28 protein-coding genes are annotated in these 16295 nt (G+C 41.1%); all 28 read right to left on the reverse strand.

The window, feature by feature from the left end; translation table 11 throughout:
- Positions 1–43 precede the first annotated feature (43 nt).
- The 28 genes from rpsK to rpsL all read right to left on the reverse strand — a co-directional run bounded on the left by rpsK (position 44) and on the right by rpsL (position 16005).
- Positions 44–439, reverse strand: a complete 396-nt coding sequence (gene rpsK, locus A1OE_RS00615) for a 30S ribosomal protein S11 (RefSeq protein ID WP_015087912.1) — start codon at positions 437–439, stop codon at positions 44–46.
- A 59-nt stretch (positions 440–498) separates the two neighbouring features.
- On the reverse strand, positions 499–867 hold the full coding sequence (gene rpsM / locus A1OE_RS00620; RefSeq protein WP_044283180.1) for a 30S ribosomal protein S13: 369 nt from the start codon (positions 865–867) through the stop codon (positions 499–501).
- Positions 868–1093: 226 nt separating this feature from the next.
- On the reverse strand, positions 1094–1657 hold the full coding sequence (locus A1OE_RS00625) for an adenylate kinase (RefSeq protein ID WP_015087915.1): 564 nt from the start codon (positions 1655–1657) through the stop codon (positions 1094–1096).
- Complete coding sequence (secY, locus tag A1OE_RS00630; protein ID WP_015087916.1) at positions 1654–3012, reverse strand: preprotein translocase subunit SecY; 1359 nt, start codon at positions 3010–3012, stop codon at positions 1654–1656. Before secY ends, A1OE_RS00625 begins: the two co-directional genes overlap by 4 nt.
- A 79-nt stretch (positions 3013–3091) precedes the next feature.
- Positions 3092–3583: a 50S ribosomal protein L15 gene (rplO, locus tag A1OE_RS00635; protein WP_015087917.1), complete on the reverse strand. Its 492-nt coding sequence runs from the start codon at positions 3581–3583 to the stop codon at positions 3092–3094.
- Positions 3584–3656: 73 nt separating this feature from the next.
- Positions 3657–3848 carry a 50S ribosomal protein L30 gene (rpmD, locus tag A1OE_RS00640; protein WP_015087918.1) on the reverse strand — a complete coding sequence of 64 codons (192 nt, stop codon included), beginning with the start codon at positions 3846–3848 and terminating at the stop codon, positions 3657–3659.
- An 18-nt stretch (positions 3849–3866) separates the two neighbouring features.
- On the reverse strand, positions 3867–4442 hold the full coding sequence (rpsE, locus tag A1OE_RS00645) for a 30S ribosomal protein S5 (protein ID WP_015087919.1): 576 nt from the start codon (positions 4440–4442) through the stop codon (positions 3867–3869).
- Positions 4443–4455: 13 nt separating this feature from the next.
- Positions 4456–4818, reverse strand: coding sequence for a 50S ribosomal protein L18 (rplR, locus tag A1OE_RS00650; RefSeq protein WP_044283181.1), 363 nt, complete (start codon positions 4816–4818; stop codon positions 4456–4458).
- 10 nt (positions 4819–4828) lie between these two features.
- Positions 4829–5362: a 50S ribosomal protein L6 gene (rplF, locus tag A1OE_RS00655; RefSeq protein WP_015087921.1), complete on the reverse strand. Its 534-nt coding sequence runs from the start codon at positions 5360–5362 to the stop codon at positions 4829–4831.
- Between the two features lie 13 nt (positions 5363–5375).
- On the reverse strand, positions 5376–5774 hold the full coding sequence (gene rpsH / locus A1OE_RS00660) for a 30S ribosomal protein S8 (RefSeq protein ID WP_015087922.1): 399 nt from the start codon (positions 5772–5774) through the stop codon (positions 5376–5378).
- Positions 5775–5787: 13 nt separating this feature from the next.
- Complete coding sequence (gene rpsN, locus A1OE_RS00665; protein ID WP_015087923.1) at positions 5788–6093, reverse strand: 30S ribosomal protein S14; 306 nt, start codon at positions 6091–6093, stop codon at positions 5788–5790.
- An 18-nt stretch (positions 6094–6111) separates the two neighbouring features.
- Positions 6112–6651, reverse strand: coding sequence for a 50S ribosomal protein L5 (gene rplE / locus A1OE_RS00670; RefSeq protein WP_015087924.1), 540 nt, complete (start codon positions 6649–6651; stop codon positions 6112–6114).
- 6 nt (positions 6652–6657) lie between these two features.
- Positions 6658–6990, reverse strand: coding sequence for a 50S ribosomal protein L24 (gene rplX / locus A1OE_RS00675; protein WP_015087925.1), 333 nt, complete (start codon positions 6988–6990; stop codon positions 6658–6660).
- Complete coding sequence (gene rplN, locus A1OE_RS00680) at positions 6987–7355, reverse strand: 50S ribosomal protein L14 (RefSeq protein ID WP_015087926.1); 369 nt, start codon at positions 7353–7355, stop codon at positions 6987–6989. Before rplN ends, rplX begins: the two co-directional genes overlap by 4 nt.
- Positions 7352–7633 (reverse strand): 30S ribosomal protein S17, encoded by a 282-nt coding sequence (gene rpsQ, locus A1OE_RS00685; protein WP_015087927.1) that lies wholly within the window; start codon positions 7631–7633, stop codon positions 7352–7354. Before rpsQ ends, rplN begins: the two co-directional genes overlap by 4 nt.
- A gap of 28 nt (positions 7634–7661) precedes the next feature.
- Positions 7662–7874 carry a 50S ribosomal protein L29 gene (gene rpmC / locus A1OE_RS00690; protein ID WP_015087928.1) on the reverse strand — a complete coding sequence of 71 codons (213 nt, stop codon included), beginning with the start codon at positions 7872–7874 and terminating at the stop codon, positions 7662–7664.
- 18 nt (positions 7875–7892) lie between these two features.
- On the reverse strand, positions 7893–8306 hold the full coding sequence (gene rplP, locus A1OE_RS00695; protein WP_015087929.1) for a 50S ribosomal protein L16: 414 nt from the start codon (positions 8304–8306) through the stop codon (positions 7893–7895).
- 24 nt (positions 8307–8330) lie between these two features.
- Positions 8331–9023 (reverse strand): 30S ribosomal protein S3, encoded by a 693-nt coding sequence (gene rpsC, locus A1OE_RS00700; protein WP_015087930.1) that lies wholly within the window; start codon positions 9021–9023, stop codon positions 8331–8333.
- A complete protein-coding gene (gene rplV / locus A1OE_RS00705; RefSeq protein ID WP_015087931.1) occupies positions 9013–9402 on the reverse strand; it encodes a 50S ribosomal protein L22 in 390 nt (129 codons plus the stop codon). The genes rpsC and rplV overlap by 11 nt, the downstream gene beginning before the upstream one ends.
- A gap of 18 nt (positions 9403–9420) precedes the next feature.
- On the reverse strand, positions 9421–9696 hold the full coding sequence (gene rpsS / locus A1OE_RS00710) for a 30S ribosomal protein S19 (protein WP_044283183.1): 276 nt from the start codon (positions 9694–9696) through the stop codon (positions 9421–9423).
- 12 nt (positions 9697–9708) lie between these two features.
- Positions 9709–10533: a 50S ribosomal protein L2 gene (rplB, locus tag A1OE_RS00715; RefSeq protein WP_015087933.1), complete on the reverse strand. Its 825-nt coding sequence runs from the start codon at positions 10531–10533 to the stop codon at positions 9709–9711.
- Between the two features lie 4 nt (positions 10534–10537).
- Positions 10538–10867, reverse strand: a complete 330-nt coding sequence (locus A1OE_RS00720) for a 50S ribosomal protein L23 (protein ID WP_015087934.1) — start codon at positions 10865–10867, stop codon at positions 10538–10540.
- Positions 10864–11484, reverse strand: coding sequence for a 50S ribosomal protein L4 (rplD, locus tag A1OE_RS00725; RefSeq protein WP_015087935.1), 621 nt, complete (start codon positions 11482–11484; stop codon positions 10864–10866). The genes A1OE_RS00720 and rplD overlap by 4 nt, the downstream gene beginning before the upstream one ends.
- A gap of 94 nt (positions 11485–11578) precedes the next feature.
- Positions 11579–12268: a 50S ribosomal protein L3 gene (rplC, locus tag A1OE_RS00730; RefSeq protein ID WP_015087936.1), complete on the reverse strand. Its 690-nt coding sequence runs from the start codon at positions 12266–12268 to the stop codon at positions 11579–11581.
- 13 nt (positions 12269–12281) lie between these two features.
- Positions 12282–12590, reverse strand: coding sequence for a 30S ribosomal protein S10 (rpsJ, locus tag A1OE_RS00735; RefSeq protein ID WP_044283184.1), 309 nt, complete (start codon positions 12588–12590; stop codon positions 12282–12284).
- A 405-nt stretch (positions 12591–12995) separates the two neighbouring features.
- A complete protein-coding gene (gene fusA / locus A1OE_RS00740) occupies positions 12996–15071 on the reverse strand; it encodes an elongation factor G (RefSeq protein ID WP_015087938.1) in 2076 nt (691 codons plus the stop codon).
- 78 nt (positions 15072–15149) lie between these two features.
- Complete coding sequence (gene rpsG, locus A1OE_RS00745) at positions 15150–15620, reverse strand: 30S ribosomal protein S7 (RefSeq protein ID WP_015087939.1); 471 nt, start codon at positions 15618–15620, stop codon at positions 15150–15152.
- A gap of 13 nt (positions 15621–15633) precedes the next feature.
- Positions 15634–16005, reverse strand: coding sequence for a 30S ribosomal protein S12 (gene rpsL / locus A1OE_RS00750; RefSeq protein WP_044283185.1), 372 nt, complete (start codon positions 16003–16005; stop codon positions 15634–15636).
- Positions 16006–16295: the final 290 nt, after the last annotated feature.

Raw genomic sequence — 16295 nt, forward strand, 5'->3', positions numbered from 1 at the left:
GACTCAGCCAAATTAAAATTAGCCAGAATGTTGATATTGTTTTTCATACTCGCCTACGTTTGCGTGGACGACAGCCATTATGAGGGATTGGTGTCATATCTCGAATTGACATAACCTGAAAACCAACTGCCTGCAAGGCACGTAAGGCAGATTCACGACCTGATCCCGGGCCAGTAACTTCGACATCTAATGCCTTCATACCGTGTTCAACTGCTTTGCGACCAGCTCCCTCAGCGGCTACTTGAGCAGCGTACGGAGTAGATTTACGCGAACCCTTAAACCCCATCTGACCAGCAGATGACCAAGAAATAGCATTTCCTTGGGCATCTGTAATAGTAATTATAGTATTGTTAAAAGAAGCATTTACATGCGCAACGCCAGAAGTAATATTCTTCTTTTCTCGTCGACGAACTCTTCCTTGAAGCGTTTGCTTTATCATTAATTTCCTATCTCCTTATATGCTAACTTGACTGAAAAAAAATCACGCAAGAATCAATTTTACTTCTTTTTCCCGGCAATCGCCCTTGCTGGCCCCTTACGAGTTCGAGCATTTGTATGCGTTCGCTGGCCACGAACAGGAAGACCCTTACGGTGTCGCAATCCACGATAGCAACCTAGATCCATTAATCTCTTTATGCTTATCGACGTCAGTCGACGTAAATCGCCTTCAACTACTAAATCACTATCAATCATTCCTCGTAATCGTAATAGCTCATCCTCAGACATATCCCGAACCCTTCGCCTAATGGGTATGCCCACTTGTGTGCATAATTTTTGAGCAGTTGTACGCCCAATTCCATGAACATAGGTTAAAGCAATAACAACACGTTTCTGCGTAGGAATGTTTACACCAGCTATGCGAGCCACCTTTGCTCTCCTCACTCAAAATTCGAGGTATTAAAACACTAAAAATATCCGCGGGGAAAACTCCTAATTGTTATCAGTTTACACAATTAATTAAAATAATTAAGCTATATCAAGTATAATCAAGCAAACTTTGAAGTCAATATTCCAGAACTTGCCATAGAGAAAAGCATAATATGCCTAATTTACTATCCTCGCAATCAGTTTAGCTGATCTATTCATTAAAGTTTTAAACAGCAAGGATTTTTTCTATTTGACTAGTAACATCATCCATTGGTTTCATAGCATCTATAACATTTAACAGGAATCTTCCTTGGTAATATGGCACTATAGAAGAAGTTTGCTCATGATAGATACTCATTCGCTTACGTATAGTATCGTCGTTATCATCGCTACGGTTTTCTTCAGTCGCACGCTTAAGAATACGCTTAACCATCTGTTCTTTGTCCACACAAAACTCTATCACGTGATCTATCCGAAGGCTTTTTTGTGACAACATATATTCTAAAGCATTTGCTTGAGCGATGTTACGCGGAAAACCATCTAGAATAAAGCCTTTTGAACAATCAGGATCATCAATACGCTCAGATATCATTTGCATAATTATATTATCTGATACTAAATTGCCAGCATCTATCACTGCTTTGATTTCATGAGCTATATCTGAAGCGGAAGAAATTGTTCTTCTTAGCATGTCGCCAGTAGACAATTGCTTTACTCCCAACCTTTTTTCAAGTCGTTTTGCTTGGGTACCTTTGCCTGCACCAGGTGGACCCAAAAGAATTAGATTCATATGCTTTTACCCTTACTAAATCTTGATTTTTTAATCAGCCCCTCGTACTGATGTGCTAATAAATGGGACTGAATTTGGGTGACTGTATCTATGGTAACAGTAACGACGATAAGTAGGCTAGTACCGCCAAAATAGAACGGTACTGCAAGCTGACTGATCAATAATTCTGGTAGAACACAAACAAAGGATAAATAAGCAGCACCGATGACAGTCAAACGCATTAACACAAAATCAAGGTAGTTGGAAGTATTTTTACCGGGTCGAATACCTGGTAAAAAACCACCATATTTTCGCAAATTTTCGGCAGTTTCTTGTGGATTAAATACAATTGAAGTGTAAAAAAAAGAAAAAAATACAATTAAGCATACATAAATTGCTATGTAAAGAGGATTACCGTGGCCAAGTAAAATAGTGATTTTTGATAACCAATTATCTGTAGCATTTTTGTTACCTGATGATAAACTCGCGATCGTAACTGGCATCAATAGTAGAGAGCTGGCAAAAATCGGTGGTATTACACCAGATACATTGATTTTTAAAGGTAGATGTGAGCTATCAGTATTAGTCATGCGCTTGCCAAGTTGGCGTTTTGGATACTGCACCAGAATTTTGCGCTGAGAACGTTCGATAAAACAGATAAAAGCGATTACAGCCCAACCCATAATCAGAAGAACTGGGATACCGATAGCTGGCAGTGCTCCTGTGCGGCCTAGCTCAAACAAGTTAGCTACAGCAGAGGGCAGATTCGCAACAATGCCAGAAAATATTATGAGTGATACACCATTGCCTATACCGCGAGCAGTAATCTGTTCTCCAAGCCACATTAAAAAAATAGTACCACCAACCAATGTGATCACTGTAGTCGTGCGGAAAAATGTACCAGGATTTAAAACAGCTCCCAATGCACCGAAACTATATATTGATTCAAGACCAACAGCAATTCCATAGGATTGAAAAGATGCTAAAATAACGGTTAAATAGCGTGTGTATTGGTTGATTGTTTTACGGCCAACTTCACCTTCTTTTTTTATGGATTCCAGAGCAGGAATAACAGAAGTCATAAGCTGCATAATGATAGCAGCTGAGATATACGGCATGATATTAAGTGCAAAAATCGTCATACGACTAAGCGCACCACCAGAAAACATGTTAAATATATCCAGTATGCCACCTTGAGTATTATGAAATATTTGTTTTAAAACTTCTGGATCGATTCCAGGTACAGGAATGTATGTACCAAGCCTGTAGACTATCAGAGCACCTAGAGTAAACCAGATACGCTTCTTTAGTTCAGTTGCCTTTGAAAAGGCGCTAAAGTTTAGTTGCGAGGTGATATGGTCAACATTAGTGGCCATGACTTCATTCTTCTTGTCCTAAGTAGAGTCGCCAAAGAAATAGGATAGAAACAGAAGAATATGGCATATAAAAGCCAATTTACTCTCCCATACACTTTGATTTTATAGTAAAATCTGTGATAATTGAACCGCCAATTTTCTCTACGGCGTTGATCGCAGCTTTAGAAGCGGCGGTAACTTTGAAATTAACCTTGGAAAATATTCTACCATTTGCTAAAAGCCGTACCCCATGTCTAGAATAGTTAGCAAGACCAATAGTTTTGAGTAATGCCTCATCTATTTCTTCCTCAGTATTGATTTTGCCTTTATCGATTGCAGATTGCACACTGCCTAGATTAACCAAATTAAAATTTTTAGTAAAGTTATAATTATTGAAACCACGCTTCGGTAAACGTCGATAAATCGGCATTTGGCCACCTTCAAAACCATTGATAGATACGCCGCAACGCGCTTTTTGACCTTTATGTCCTTTACAGCAAGTTTTACCCATACCAGAGCCAATACCTCGACCGATACGTTTACGTGGCCTGGTCGATCCATTATTATCATTAAGCTCGTTTAATTTCACCATTCAATTCTCTTCTAGATATTATCTATATAACCACTAATTGACTAGCTTCGAGAGAAGCTAGTCAATTAGTTAATCAAACATTGTGAACAATTTCAATTAAGTGTTTAACTTTGCTAATCATGCCTTGCACTGCAGGAGTATCATCAAGCCTGCTTTCACGCCTTAGTTTACCCAGACCAAGACCTCTTAGAGTCGCTATTTGATTTTTTTTACGACCTGAACCACTACGAATTTGCCGCACGGTAATTACATTTTTATTTGTCATCGCTAAAGTTCTTTTCTATTATTTCGCATTAGCGGATTGCAATGTAGTGTTTTGCTGCCTATCGCGATGAAAAATTTCTGCCACTTTTTTACCTCTCCTGGCGGCGACAAATCTTGGTGCATGAATGTTACATAATGCACCAAACGTTGCCTTAATAATATTGTGCGGGTTTGATGTACCAATTGACTTCGCAACAACGTCCTGTACGCCAAGTATTTCAAAAATAGCTCGCATTGGCCCACCTGCAATTATGCCAGTCCCCGCTGGTGCTGCACGTAATGCAACACGACCTGCCCCAAAACGGCCGGTAATATCGTGGTGTAGAGTACGCCCTTCACGTAAGGGGACTCTAATCATTGATCGTTTAGCTTGCTCTGCTGCTTTGCGAATGGCTTCAGGAACTTCTCGCGCTTTACCTGAGCCATGACCGACTCGGCCGCGCCTGTCACCTACTATAACAATAGCAGCAAAACCAAAACGACGACCCCCCTTGACAACCTTAGCTACACGGTTGATACCTACTAACTTTTCGGTCAGATCGCTTTCTTGTCGATCACGATCTCTGTTGCGGTCTTTTCTTTCATGACGTGCCATCTATCAGTCTTTCTTAAAACTTAAGGCCAAATTTTCGCGCAGCATCAGCAAGCGATTTAACACGGCCGTGATATATATATCCTCCGCGGTCAAACACTACGTCACGCAAACCTTTTTCGATTCCACGCAAGGCTAATAATCTACCAACCGCTTGAGCTGCAGTTTTATCAGCACCTGTTTTCAGGCGGCCCTTTAGCTCTTTATCAATGGAAGAAGCCGATACAATCGTATTACCATCGACTAAATTAATGATTTGAGCGTAAATATTCTTAGATGATCTGAATACTGACAATCGCTTCCGACCGCCAGCAGTGCGATTAATCCGCGCACGATTTCGCATCTTACGACGCTTAAACATTTCACCAGCTGAAAGCATCGAAAACTCCCTATTTCTTTTTACCTTCCTTAATAAGGATAACCTCATTAGCGTACTTGATACCTTTACCTTTAAACGGTTCAGGCGGACGGCATGCTCGAATTTCTGCTGCAAATTGACCAACGAGTTGTTTGTCTGCTCCACTTATAGAAATTGTGGTCGCACGTTCACACCTTATTGTGATTCCCTTAGGAATAAACAATCGTACAGAATGACTAAATCCCAGTGCTAATTCAAGATTAGCATCCATAATTGTGGCGCGATAGCCTACACCATTAATTTCAAGATCAACGTTATAACCAGTGGAGACACCAACAATAATATTATTAACCAAAGATCTGGTAGTACCCCACATAGCTCGCGCACGCTTAGTGTTACGTTTTGGAGTAAGCTTTACAAGATTATCTTCTCGCACAACATTCACTTGTGGTAATATTGGCGCTGATAAAGCTCCAAGAGTGCCTACTGCTTTAACTTCTTTATTAGTAATTTCAATGTTTACATTGGCTGGAATTGCTATTGGATATTTACCGACACGTGACATGATAGACTCCTAATCAGAATACCCGACAGAGGATCTCGCCACCGACATTAGATGCACGAGCCTCATGATCAGACATTACACCACGGGGTGTCGATAAAATCGCAATTCCAAGACCGTTATAAACGCGCTGCAAGTTCCTTATTTTGGAGTAAACTCGAAGACCTGGAGTAGATACTCGCACAATTTTTTTTATTACTGGCTCGCCTTCAAAATACCTTAATTCTATTTCAATGTTAGTGATACCATTGCTGATATTTTCTTGCGAATAAGTGCTTATATATCCCTCACGCTGTAAAACAGCTAGCACATTCTTACGCAAACGTGAAGCTGGTGTAACAACGACTGACTTACGTGCATTCTGACCGTTACGAATCCTGGTCAGCATATCACCAAGAGGATCACTCATTGACATTTATCGCCTACCTTTACCAACTTGACTTGACTAAGCCTGGAATTTGACCAGTAGAACCCAGAGCACGTAGGGCAATCCGTGAAAGCTTAAACTTACGATATACTCCCCTTGGGCGTCCAGTAAGCTCACAACGATTACGAATACGTTCTTTAGCACCGTTTTTAGGAAGTTTTTGCATTTTAAGCTGTGCAGCAAAACGCTCTTCAATTGGTAATGAGCGATTCATTGCAATTGCTTTCAAACGCGCACGCTTTGCCGCTTGCTGCACATGTAGCTTGCGATTAGATTTGTTCCTTTCAACAGCGCTTTTCTTAGCCATATAATCCTCTAGATTCGATCAATTAATGAACGGAAAATGAAAATGTTTAAGTAATTCGCGTGCTTCGTTATCGGTATTAGCATTGGTAACTACTACAACATCCATGCCTTTAATGTTGTCAACCTTGTCATAATCAATTTCTGGAAAAACAATCTGCTCTTTAATGCCCATAGAATAGTTACCACGACTATCAAAACTTTTTGGGTTTAGTCCTCGAAAATCTCTCACCCTGGGTAGGGCAATGTTTATTAAACGATCTAGAAATTCATACATTCTATCACGACGTAATGTTACTTTTACGCCAATTGGCATATTGGCACGCAACTTAAATCCAGCAATAGACTTTTTAGCACGTGTTACTACTGGTTTCTGTCCGGTGATTAAAGCAACCTCATTAATAGCCGACTGAATTTTTTTGCTATCACTAACAGCTTCGCCAACGCCCATATTTAAAACGACTTTAAGTACCTTAGGTATCTGATGTATATTTTTGTAGCCAAAAGTGGACTGTAAATTAGGGCGTATACGTTCAATGTATTCTTTGTACAAACGAGTCATCAAGCTTTACCTTACAACCAAGTGTGTACTAATCAACTGGCCAGATCGTTTAGCAACGCGAACCTTATTGCCATCTCTTTCTTCGAAACGAATACGAGTAGACTTATTCGACGCAGGATCTATATGCATAACGTTAGATATATCTATAGCAGCTTCGCGCTCAATAATACCTCCCGGTGAATTTTGGTTCGGACGTGTATGACGTTTTATTATATTCACACCCTCTATAACCAAACGATTATCTGATGGCATTACTCGTAATACTTTACCCATCTTACCTCTATCGCGACCGGTGATAACAATCACCCAATCTCCTTTTCTGATACGTGCTGACATCACAAGACCTCCGGAGCCAAGGAAATAATCTTCATAAATTTCTTAGCACGCAGTTCGCGAGTTACCGGACCAAATATTCTAGTGCCAATCGGCTCGCCTTGTTTGTTAATCAACACAGCAGCATTTTTGTCAAACCGGATAGCGGTTCCATCACTGCGACGAATTTCTTTAGCGGTTCGAACGATGACTGCACGGTGCACATCACCTTTTCTTACGCGACCCAAAGGAATTGCTTCCTTAACAGATACGACGATAACATCGGCAATCGAAGCAAACTTACGCTTTGAACCCCCTAGCACCTTAATACATTGCAAGCATCGAGCGCCAGAATTATCCGCCACTTGAAGATTCGTCTGCATTTGAATCATGATCTGTTGTCCTTTAAGAGTTGAGGTTTACTTCTGTCCTCCACAGCTCGCTCGTATAAAACTGCAAATTTTTTATTTTTTGAAATAGGAGCACACTCAATTATACGTACTACATCTCCTTGTTTAAAGGAGTTCTTAGGATCATGAGCAGAAAATCTATGTGAGCGCGTTATAAACTTTTTATATAGTGGATGCATAACACGTCTCTGGACATTTACAATTATAGTTTTATCGCTTTTATTGTTTACGACGGTACCTTGAAGAATACGCCTCGGCATTGCTGTCTCCCAAACCTTTTATCGATGCTTAAGTTAAAGCCATTGCTCGAGCCTTTTCGCTAATAATTGTCTTTACCTGAGCAATCTCACGTCGAACTAAGCGTATACGATTAAAGTTTTTAATCTGTCCATTTGCTCTCTGAAAACGTAGATTAAACGCTTCTTTACGCAATCGCAGAAGATGGTCTTTTAATTGGTCCGGCGACTTTGTTCTAAGATTGCTAACAACCCTATTAACCATAATGTAATTTGCTCCTACTTACTCGTTTAAACGGATTACAAATCGAGTATCAACTGGGAGCTTCATAGAAGCAAGGCAAAATGCTTCCTGAGCTAGATCTTTTGACACACCATCTAATTCAAACATAACCCTACCAGGCTTTATACGACAGACCCAAAACTCAGGAGAACCTTTACCCTTACCCATACGCACTTCAGCTGGTTTACTCGATACCGGTATGTCCGGAAAAATTCTGATCCATAATCGACCAGTGCGACGAATATGACGCGTTATTGCACGACGAGCAGCTTCTATCTGACGTGCTGTTATACGAGCTGGTGTAGTAGCTTTAAGGCCATATGTGCCAAAATTTATTACTGTACCGCTCTTTGCTAGACCATGAATGCGCCCCTTATGAGCTTTACGGAACTTTGTGCGCTTTGGGAACAGCATATGTCTTCACCTTTTACTGAACGATCAACGGCGATCACCACCAGAATTTATATGCTGCTCAGCTAAGCGTTTATCTTGCGCCATAGGATCATGAGCCAGCACTTCACCTTTAAATACCCATACCTTTACACCGCAACTACCGTAAGTAGTGTAAGCAGTTGCTTCGCCATAATCGATTTCTGCTCTTAATGTGTGAAGGGATACTCTTCCTTCGCGATACCACTCGGTGCGTGCGATTTCGGCTCCACCCAGGCGTCCACTACAATTGATTCGAATTCCCATTGCACCAAGGCGCATGGCAGATTGGACAGCTCTCTTCATTGCTCGACGAAATGCGACTCGCCGCTCAAGCTGCTGAGCAATATTTTCCGCAACAAGATGAGCTTCGATTTCAGGTTTACGTATCTCTACTATATTCAATGCAACATCTGTATTAGTTATCTTGGATAAGTATTGACGAAGTTTTTCTATATCAGTACCTTTCTTGCCGATTACTACACCTGGACGAGCTGAGTATATAGTAATACGAGCGCGTTTAGCTGGACGTTCGATAACAATGCGGCTAACGCCAGACTGACGTAAACGTTCCGTTAAGTATTGACGGAGCTTGATGTCTTGATGCAGCAAGTCAGCATAACCTTTACTAGCAAACCAGCGCGAATCCCAGGTGCGATTAATGCCAAGACGTAATCCTATGGGATTAACTTTATGACCCATTAGTTTGCTCCCTACGCTCACTTAAGATTACAGTCATGTGACTAAATGGCCTTTTAATTCGACCTAACAATCCACGTGCTCTAGGACGAAAGCGCTTTATTGTTATGCTCTTGCCTACAAAAGCTTCCTTAACAAAAAGCCTATCGACATCAAGTTGGTGGTTATTTTCAGCATTAGCAATAGCAGATTCCAAAAGCTTTCTCACGTCACGTGCAATTTGGCGCTTGGAAAAGGCTAAAGTAGCTAAGGCATTGTTTGCACGCTGGCCACGAATCATTTGTGCAATCAAATTTAATTTCTGCACACTAACACGTGCATTGCGCAGAATAGCCTTAGCATCTCTATTGTCAATGCGTCTCCCAAACATTCTTTTACCCACTACCCGCTCCTTTTAGTCTTATCGACGTGATTTCTTGTCGGCAGTATGACCGTAATAAGTACGCGTTGGCGAGAATTCACCAAATTTATGCCCTACCATGTTTTCGCTAACAAGAACCGGAATAAATTTATGACCATTGTGCACACCAAAAGTCAGTCCAACAAACTGTGGCATAATTGTCGAACGTCGCGACCAAGTTTTGATAACTTCATTGCGACCGGAGTTACGCGACTTTTCAGCCTTTTTTAGCAAATAGCCATCGACGAAGGGTCCTTTCCAAACTGATCGAGTCACCAAAATTTCTCCTTACTTTCGACGCCGGCGAACAATAAACTTATCAGTTGCCTTATTGTTACGCGTCTTCTTGCCCTTAGTTGATTTACCCCAAGGAGTAACCGGATGACGACCACCTGAGGTCCTACCTTCACCACCGCCGTGCGGATGGTCGACAGGATTCATGGCGACGCCGCGCACAGTTGGACGTCTTCCTAACCAGCGATTTCGGCCAGCCTTACCTAGTTTAATGTTTTGCTGGTCAGGGTTTGATACCGCACCTATAGTAGCCATGCATTCGGCTCGCACCATGCGAATCTCACCTGAGGCTAAACGAAGTAGAGCGTAACCAGAATCACGACCAACAATTTGGACATAAGTACCAGCAGAGCGAGCGAGCTGACCACCTTTTTTAGGCTTTAATTCAACATTGTGGACTATAGTACCGATCGGTATGCTGCTTAACTGCATAGAATTCCCTGGTTTCACATCTACGCGTTCGCCGGCAATAATTTTATCTCCAATATTCAAACGCTGTGGAGCTAAAATGTAACTCCTTTCTCCATCTTCGTAATTGATAAGAGCAATAAAAGCTGTGCGATTTGGATCGTACTCAATGCGCTCTACGGTAGCGAGTAAATTTAACTTGCAACGCTTAAAATCAATTATTCTGTAGGTCCTCTTGTGACCTCCTCCCCGATGACGAACAGTTATACGACCAGTATTATTACGACCAGATTTTTTACTAATACCTCTAGTTAGCTTCTTAAGTGGTTTACCGTACCATAGCTCCGAGCGATCAACACCAACTAGCTGGCGCTGTGACGGGGTAGTCGGATTAAACGACCTTAAAGTCATAAATCTATATTCCTAACATCAAATCAATGTTATGCCCTCTGGCTAGAATAACAATAGCCTTTTTGTAGTTAGAACGACGACCTAATCGTCCTCGGTAACGTTTCATCTTACCTTTAATTAGTAGGGTATTAATCGCACTGACTTCTACATTAAATAAACTTTCAACAGCTTGCTTAATTTCTGGTTTGGCTGATTTAACAGGAACCTCAAATGTGACTTGACCAAAATTAGATCCAGCAGTTGACTTTTCAGTTACTATTGGACGACGAAGTAATTCATAAGCTCGCTCATTGCTTACATTACTAATTTTTGGTCTGTATGGACCGATAGTCATTTCAAGCGAATCTCCAATTGTTCGACAGCAACTTTGGTTAAAACTAAGGTTTCACGACGGAGAATATCATAGACGTTGGCACCTTGTTGTGGCAATAGATCTACCAAGGGGATGTTACGTACTGCGTAAGCAAAATTTTTATTCAATACCTCTCCGTCAATGACTAGCAGCGACAACCAACCAAGCAATTTAAACTTTGCAGCTAATGGTTTAGTTTTAGGCCTATCGGCAGTGGCCTCATCGATGACAATCAGTTGTCCGTCCTTAAATTTTGTCGACAGCGCAATTCTTAATCCAAGTTTCCGAAATTTTTTAGTAAGTTGTTGTCTATGACTACGGACAACTGGTCCATGAACAGTTTGTCCACCACGAAAATGAGTCGCTCTCATTGAGCCCTGACGAGCACGGCCAGTACCCTTTTGACGGAAAGGCTTCTTAGTTGTTCCAGATATTTCTGAAATCCCCTTGATTTTATGATTACCACTACGGCGTTTGGCAAGTTGCCAATTTACTACTCTGGTTAAAATATCCTTACGCGTTTCAAGGCCAAATATCGACTCATCAAGATAGATCTCATCGGTCTTCTTTGCGTCAAGATTGATGACGTCAATTTTCATGACTTCAACTATTCTCCTTAGCGTTTTTCACCGTGACAGATTTTACTCAAGGAATTGTCAACAGAAATGTTCATCGCTTATGAGTAATGAACTACTACAAAAGTACATGGCTATTCTTTAGCCCAGCTGGATAAGGAGCATTTTTTGGTGTACCAATTTTTACGGAGTCACGGAGCAACACATAGCTGCCCTTAGAACCAGGCACAGAGCCTCGTACAAGGATCAAACCGCGAGGAGTATCAATAGAAACAATAGTTAGGTTTTGAATAGTAACACGCTTGTTACCCATATGACCAGCCATCTTTTTACCAGGAAATACTCGACCAGGATCTTGATTGTTGCCAGTAGAACCGTGGGAACGATGTGATAAAGAAACTCCGTGTGAAGCTCTCAAACCACCAAAATTATGCCTCTTCATTACACCAGCGAAACCCTTACCAATGGAAATACCTATAACATCAACTTTTTGTCCTACAATGAAATGTCCAGCAGATAGTTCTACACCAACGTCTATAAGAGCGTCATCAGAAATACGAAACTCAGTTAAGTTACGTTTAGGCTGAACTTTTGCTTTGGAAAAGTGGCCGCGCATTGGCAAGGGAGTACGCTTTACCTTTCTACATCCAACTCCTAATTGTAATGCGGTGTAGCCATCTTTTTCTTTAGTTCGCTGAGCAATGACTCTACAATCCTCAACTATTAACACAGTAACAGGAATGTGCTCACCTTCTTTAGTAAATACCCGTGTCATACCAAGTTTATGAGAAATTAATCCTGAACGCATCGCACTGACTACCTTAGAGTTTAATCTCGACATCCACACCAGAAGCTAAATCAAGCTTCATTAATGCATCTACGGTTTGTGGAGTTGGATCAACTATATCAAGAACCCTCTTGTGAGTTTTAATCTCAAACTGCTCACGACTTTTTTTGTCAATGTGTGGGCCTCGCAGTACAGTAAAACGTTCGATACGGGTTGGGAGAGGAATAGGACCGCGCACACGCGCGCCAGTACGCTTAGCTGTGTTTACAATTTCACAGGTCGACTGGTCAAGGACCCGGTGATCAAACGCCTTCAGACGGATGCGGATGTTTTGACTGTCCATCTTTCCGCTACTTTCAATCGCGTTGACCAACTAAACGTTGTCACCGCGCAAAAAAAAATGTGAGAGTGCTATAAAGCACTTTTCTTGTTGCTATTTGGAATATTGCTGCCCTAAAACACTAAACGGTATCCAATCAGTTAAAAGTTAACCAAATCATAGTTAATCCACAGAGTATTAAAGCAAATCATTGATCCGATAAAGTGTTGTCAAGTATCAATTTTACATTCATAGAATGAGACTACTCATTTCTAACACCGATGAAAAGAATAATCTGATTAAAGGCTTAATTATTCTAAAACTAAGTGATATACTTCAAATACTTACAAGAACATAACTACAAAACAAATCCTCAATAAAAGCTTGATTATTGATCTCTCCAGTAGAAAATAAAAAAGATTAAAAGATTTATGCTATTTTTTTACATACTTCATTTGTTATCTTTTTAGGAACAGGCTCATAATGGTCAAATTGCATGGTATACTGAGCTCGACCTTGGCTCATAGAGCGAAGAGTATTAACGTATCCAAACATGTTTGCCAACGGCACCACGGCATCGATAACGCGAGCATTGCTGCGTTGTCCCATGCCATTAACATGGCCGCGACGGCTACTTAAATCGCCTATAATATCACCCATATAATCCTCAGGAGTGACAATCTCAACCTTCATAATGGGCTCTAATAAAATTGGACCAGCTTTTGCCATTCCTTCGTTGAAGGCAGCACGAGAAGCTATTTCAAATGCCAATACACTGGAGTCGACATCGTGATAAGCGCCGTCTGTGAGAGTAATCTTTATATCAACAACAGGGAAACCATCAAGCACTCCAGTGCTCAAAGAGGAATTTAGACCTTTTTCAACCCCTGGTATGTATTCACGCGGTACTGATCCACCAAATATGGCGTTTTCGAAAAGAAAACCTTGACCTCTTTCTTGTGGAGAAAAAGTTAATTTAACGCGAGCAAACTGACCAGCACCACCAGTTTGTTTTTTATGAGTATAGTCAACATCAACTGTTTTTGTAATTGATTCGCGATAAGCCACTTGTGGCGCGCCCACATTAGCTTCAACTTTAAATTCACGACGCATACGATCTATTAAAATATCCAAATGAAGTTCGCCCATGCCTTTAATAACCGTTTGCCCAGTTTCAGGATTAGAAGTAACACGAAAAGAAGGGTCCTCTGTGGCTAAACGGCTAAGAGCAACTCCCATCTTCTCCTGATCCCCCTTAGTTTTTGGTGCTACCGCAACTTCAATAACTGGATTGGGGAATTCCATTCGTTCTAAAATTACCGGCTTTAACTGATCACAAAGTGTATCACCAGTAGTCGTATACTTAATACCTGCTAAAGCTACTATATCACCAGCGCGTGCTTCTTTTATGTCTTCACGATTATTTGAGTGCATAAGCAGCATACGACCGACACGTTCACGCTTATTCTTAATAGTATTCATTACTAAGCAACCAGTTGTTAAAACACCAGAATAAATACGGACAAAGGTTAGTGAACCAACAAAAGGGTCGTTCATAATCTTAAATGCTAATGCAGCAAATGGTTCTTCATCAGAGGATTTACGTATTATTTCGGTTTTACCGTCGATGGCCACCCCCTTTATAGCGCTAACATCCATTGGAGATGGTAGGTAGTCAATTACAGCATCAAGCAGCGGCTGAACGCCTTTATTTTTAAAAGCTGAACCCAAAAACACAGGGACGAAACTACCATTTAATACTCCCTTACGAATGCATGCGCGAAGCAGTTTTTCTGTCAGGTCATTACCATCAAGATAAGCTTCCATAGCAACGTCGTCCGCTTCAATAGCTAACTCGATCATCTTTTGACGATATTCAGCAGCTTTACTAGCTAAATGAACTGGTATTTCACCAATCTCAAACTTTGCGCCTAACGACTCATCCAGCCAGCGCACAGATTTCATAGCGACAAGATCAACAATACCGACGAAATTAGATTCTATACCAATCGGCAACTGCATAATTATTGGTGTAGCACCCAAACGCTCTACAATCATATTTACGCAACGAAAGAAGTCAGCACCTATACGATCCATCTTGTTTACAAAACAGATACGCGGCACGCTATATTTATCGGCTTGTCGCCAAACAGTCTCAGACTGTGGTTCTACACCAGCGACACTATCAAATACAGCAATAGCGCCGTCCAAGACACGCAAAGAGCGCTCTACCTCAATTGTAAAGTCAACATGACCTGGAGTATCAATAAGGTTAATGCGACACTCGCGCCAAAAGCAGGTAGTTGCCGCGGAAGTTATTGTGATGCCGCGCTCCTGTTCTTGTGCCATCCAATCCATAGTTGCATTCCCGTCATGAACTTCACCGATCTTGTAGGAACGGCCAGTGTAGTACAGGATTCTTTCAGTCGTCGTCGTTTTGCCGGCGTCAATGTGTGCCATGATGCCGATATTGCGATACATTTCTAATGGATGAGTTCGATACATCGAGTGTGCAATTACAGTTTAAAGTTTTGGTCGTTAAAGAAAAAATAATAAATTTTAGTTTCAGTTGCCATATAATAATTACCAACGGTAATGAGAAAAAGCCTTATTAGCATCAGCCATTCGATGAGTATCTTCACGTTTTTTAACCGCTGAGCCACGATTTTGAGCCGCATCTCGTAATTCACCAGATAACCTGTGCACCATGGTTTTTTCAGAACGCTTGCGGGCAGCATTAATTAACCAGCGAATTGCTAATGCCTGGGCACGTTCAGGACGAACCTCCACAGGAACTTGATAGGTAGCTCCACCCACACGACGAGAACGAACCTCTACACGGGGTTTTACGTTGTCTAAGGCATCATGAAATGTCCGAATCGGCGCAACACCGACTCGTCCTTCAAGAATATTAAACGCACCATAAACTATACCCTCAGCTACTGAGCGTTTACCATCGTACATCAAACAACTCATAAATTTAGAAATAACTGGGTCACCAAAATGAGCATCTGGTAATATATTACGCTTTATTGCGCGATGGCGACGCGACACAATATAATACTCCTTACTTTGGTCGTTTAGCGCCGTACTTTGAACGACGTTGACGACGATCTTTAACACCTTGCGCATCAAGTGCGCCACGAATAATATGATAGCGAACGCCCGGAAGATCTTTTACACGACCGCCGCGAATCATGACAACTGAATGCTCTTGAAGATTGTGACCTTCGCCTGGAATATAACTGATAACCTCAAATCCGTTGGTCAAACGAACGCGAGCCACCTTACGTAAAGCGGAATTTGGCTTTTTTGGTGTAGTTGTATACACACGTGTGCATACACCACGCTTTTGCGGACATGACTGCAGTGCAGGAACTTTATTACGTGCAAGCGGCACCTTACGACCATTGCGTATTAGCTGATTAATAGTCGGCATACTCAACCTCATGAAAAATAAAAATTACGATAAATAATAAAATAACTAAAAATATTTATCATCAAATTATACATTGCCATTAAAACGATAACAATTTTTCATATGCCACAGTTAATCAAGTAAAATAAAGATACAACAAACTAGCAAAGCGAGGACAACAATATTAACATTCTCCTCTATAGTCAAGACAATTATATGCAAGGTAAAAATTAACTGACATATTTTTACAGATTGCAGATATTATAATTAACAACATAATTAAAACATCAAACTAATCGTAATCATCATAG

The organism is Candidatus Endolissoclinum faulkneri L2, assembly GCF_000319385.1.
Classification (GTDB): Bacteria; Pseudomonadota; Alphaproteobacteria; order Thalassobaculales; family Thalassobaculaceae; genus Thalassobaculum; species Thalassobaculum faulkneri.

What these genes read in the sequence shown, in the direction of transcription:
- rpsK (WP_015087912.1), bottom strand. Translation starts at nt 439, where the DNA reads ATGATAAAGCAAACGCTTCAAGGAAGAGTTCGTCGACGAGAAAAGAAG.
- A1OE_RS00625 (WP_015087915.1), bottom strand. Translation starts at nt 1,657, where the DNA reads ATGAATCTAATTCTTTTGGGTCCACCTGGTGCAGGCAAAGGTACCCAA.
- secY (WP_015087916.1), bottom strand. Translation starts at nt 3,012, where the DNA reads ATGGCCACTAATGTTGACCATATCACCTCGCAACTAAACTTTAGCGCC.
- rplO (WP_015087917.1), bottom strand. Translation starts at nt 3,583, where the DNA reads ATGGTGAAATTAAACGAGCTTAATGATAATAATGGATCGACCAGGCCA.
- rpmD (WP_015087918.1), bottom strand. Translation starts at nt 3,848, where the DNA reads ATGACAAATAAAAATGTAATTACCGTGCGGCAAATTCGTAGTGGTTCA.
- rpsE (WP_015087919.1), bottom strand. Translation starts at nt 4,442, where the DNA reads ATGGCACGTCATGAAAGAAAAGACCGCAACAGAGATCGTGATCGACAA.
- rplR (WP_044283181.1), bottom strand. Translation starts at nt 4,818, where the DNA reads ATGCTTTCAGCTGGTGAAATGTTTAAGCGTCGTAAGATGCGAAATCGT.
- rplF (WP_015087921.1), bottom strand. Translation starts at nt 5,362, where the DNA reads ATGTCACGTGTCGGTAAATATCCAATAGCAATTCCAGCCAATGTAAAC.
- rpsH (WP_015087922.1), bottom strand. Translation starts at nt 5,774, where the DNA reads ATGTCAATGAGTGATCCTCTTGGTGATATGCTGACCAGGATTCGTAAC.
- rpsN (WP_015087923.1), bottom strand. Translation starts at nt 6,093, where the DNA reads ATGGCTAAGAAAAGCGCTGTTGAAAGGAACAAATCTAATCGCAAGCTA.
- rplE (WP_015087924.1), bottom strand. Translation starts at nt 6,651, where the DNA reads ATGACTCGTTTGTACAAAGAATACATTGAACGTATACGCCCTAATTTA.
- rplN (WP_015087926.1), bottom strand. Translation starts at nt 7,355, where the DNA reads ATGATTCAAATGCAGACGAATCTTCAAGTGGCGGATAATTCTGGCGCT.
- rpsQ (WP_015087927.1), bottom strand. Translation starts at nt 7,633, where the DNA reads ATGCCGAGGCGTATTCTTCAAGGTACCGTCGTAAACAATAAAAGCGAT.
- rpmC (WP_015087928.1), bottom strand. Translation starts at nt 7,874, where the DNA reads ATGGTTAATAGGGTTGTTAGCAATCTTAGAACAAAGTCGCCGGACCAA.
- rplP (WP_015087929.1), bottom strand. Translation starts at nt 8,306, where the DNA reads ATGCTGTTCCCAAAGCGCACAAAGTTCCGTAAAGCTCATAAGGGGCGC.
- rpsC (WP_015087930.1), bottom strand. Translation starts at nt 9,023, where the DNA reads ATGGGTCATAAAGTTAATCCCATAGGATTACGTCTTGGCATTAATCGC.
- rplB (WP_015087933.1), bottom strand. Translation starts at nt 10,533, where the DNA reads ATGACTTTAAGGTCGTTTAATCCGACTACCCCGTCACAGCGCCAGCTA.
- A1OE_RS00720 (WP_015087934.1), bottom strand. Translation starts at nt 10,867, where the DNA reads ATGACTATCGGTCCATACAGACCAAAAATTAGTAATGTAAGCAATGAG.
- rplD (WP_015087935.1), bottom strand. Translation starts at nt 11,484, where the DNA reads ATGAAAATTGACGTCATCAATCTTGACGCAAAGAAGACCGATGAGATC.
- rplC (WP_015087936.1), bottom strand. Translation starts at nt 12,268, where the DNA reads ATGCGTTCAGGATTAATTTCTCATAAACTTGGTATGACACGGGTATTT.
- rpsJ (WP_044283184.1), bottom strand. Translation starts at nt 12,590, where the DNA reads ATGGACAGTCAAAACATCCGCATCCGTCTGAAGGCGTTTGATCACCGG.
- fusA (WP_015087938.1), bottom strand. Translation starts at nt 15,071, where the DNA reads ATGTATCGAACTCATCCATTAGAAATGTATCGCAATATCGGCATCATG.
- rpsL (WP_044283185.1), bottom strand. Translation starts at nt 16,005, where the DNA reads ATGCCGACTATTAATCAGCTAATACGCAATGGTCGTAAGGTGCCGCTT.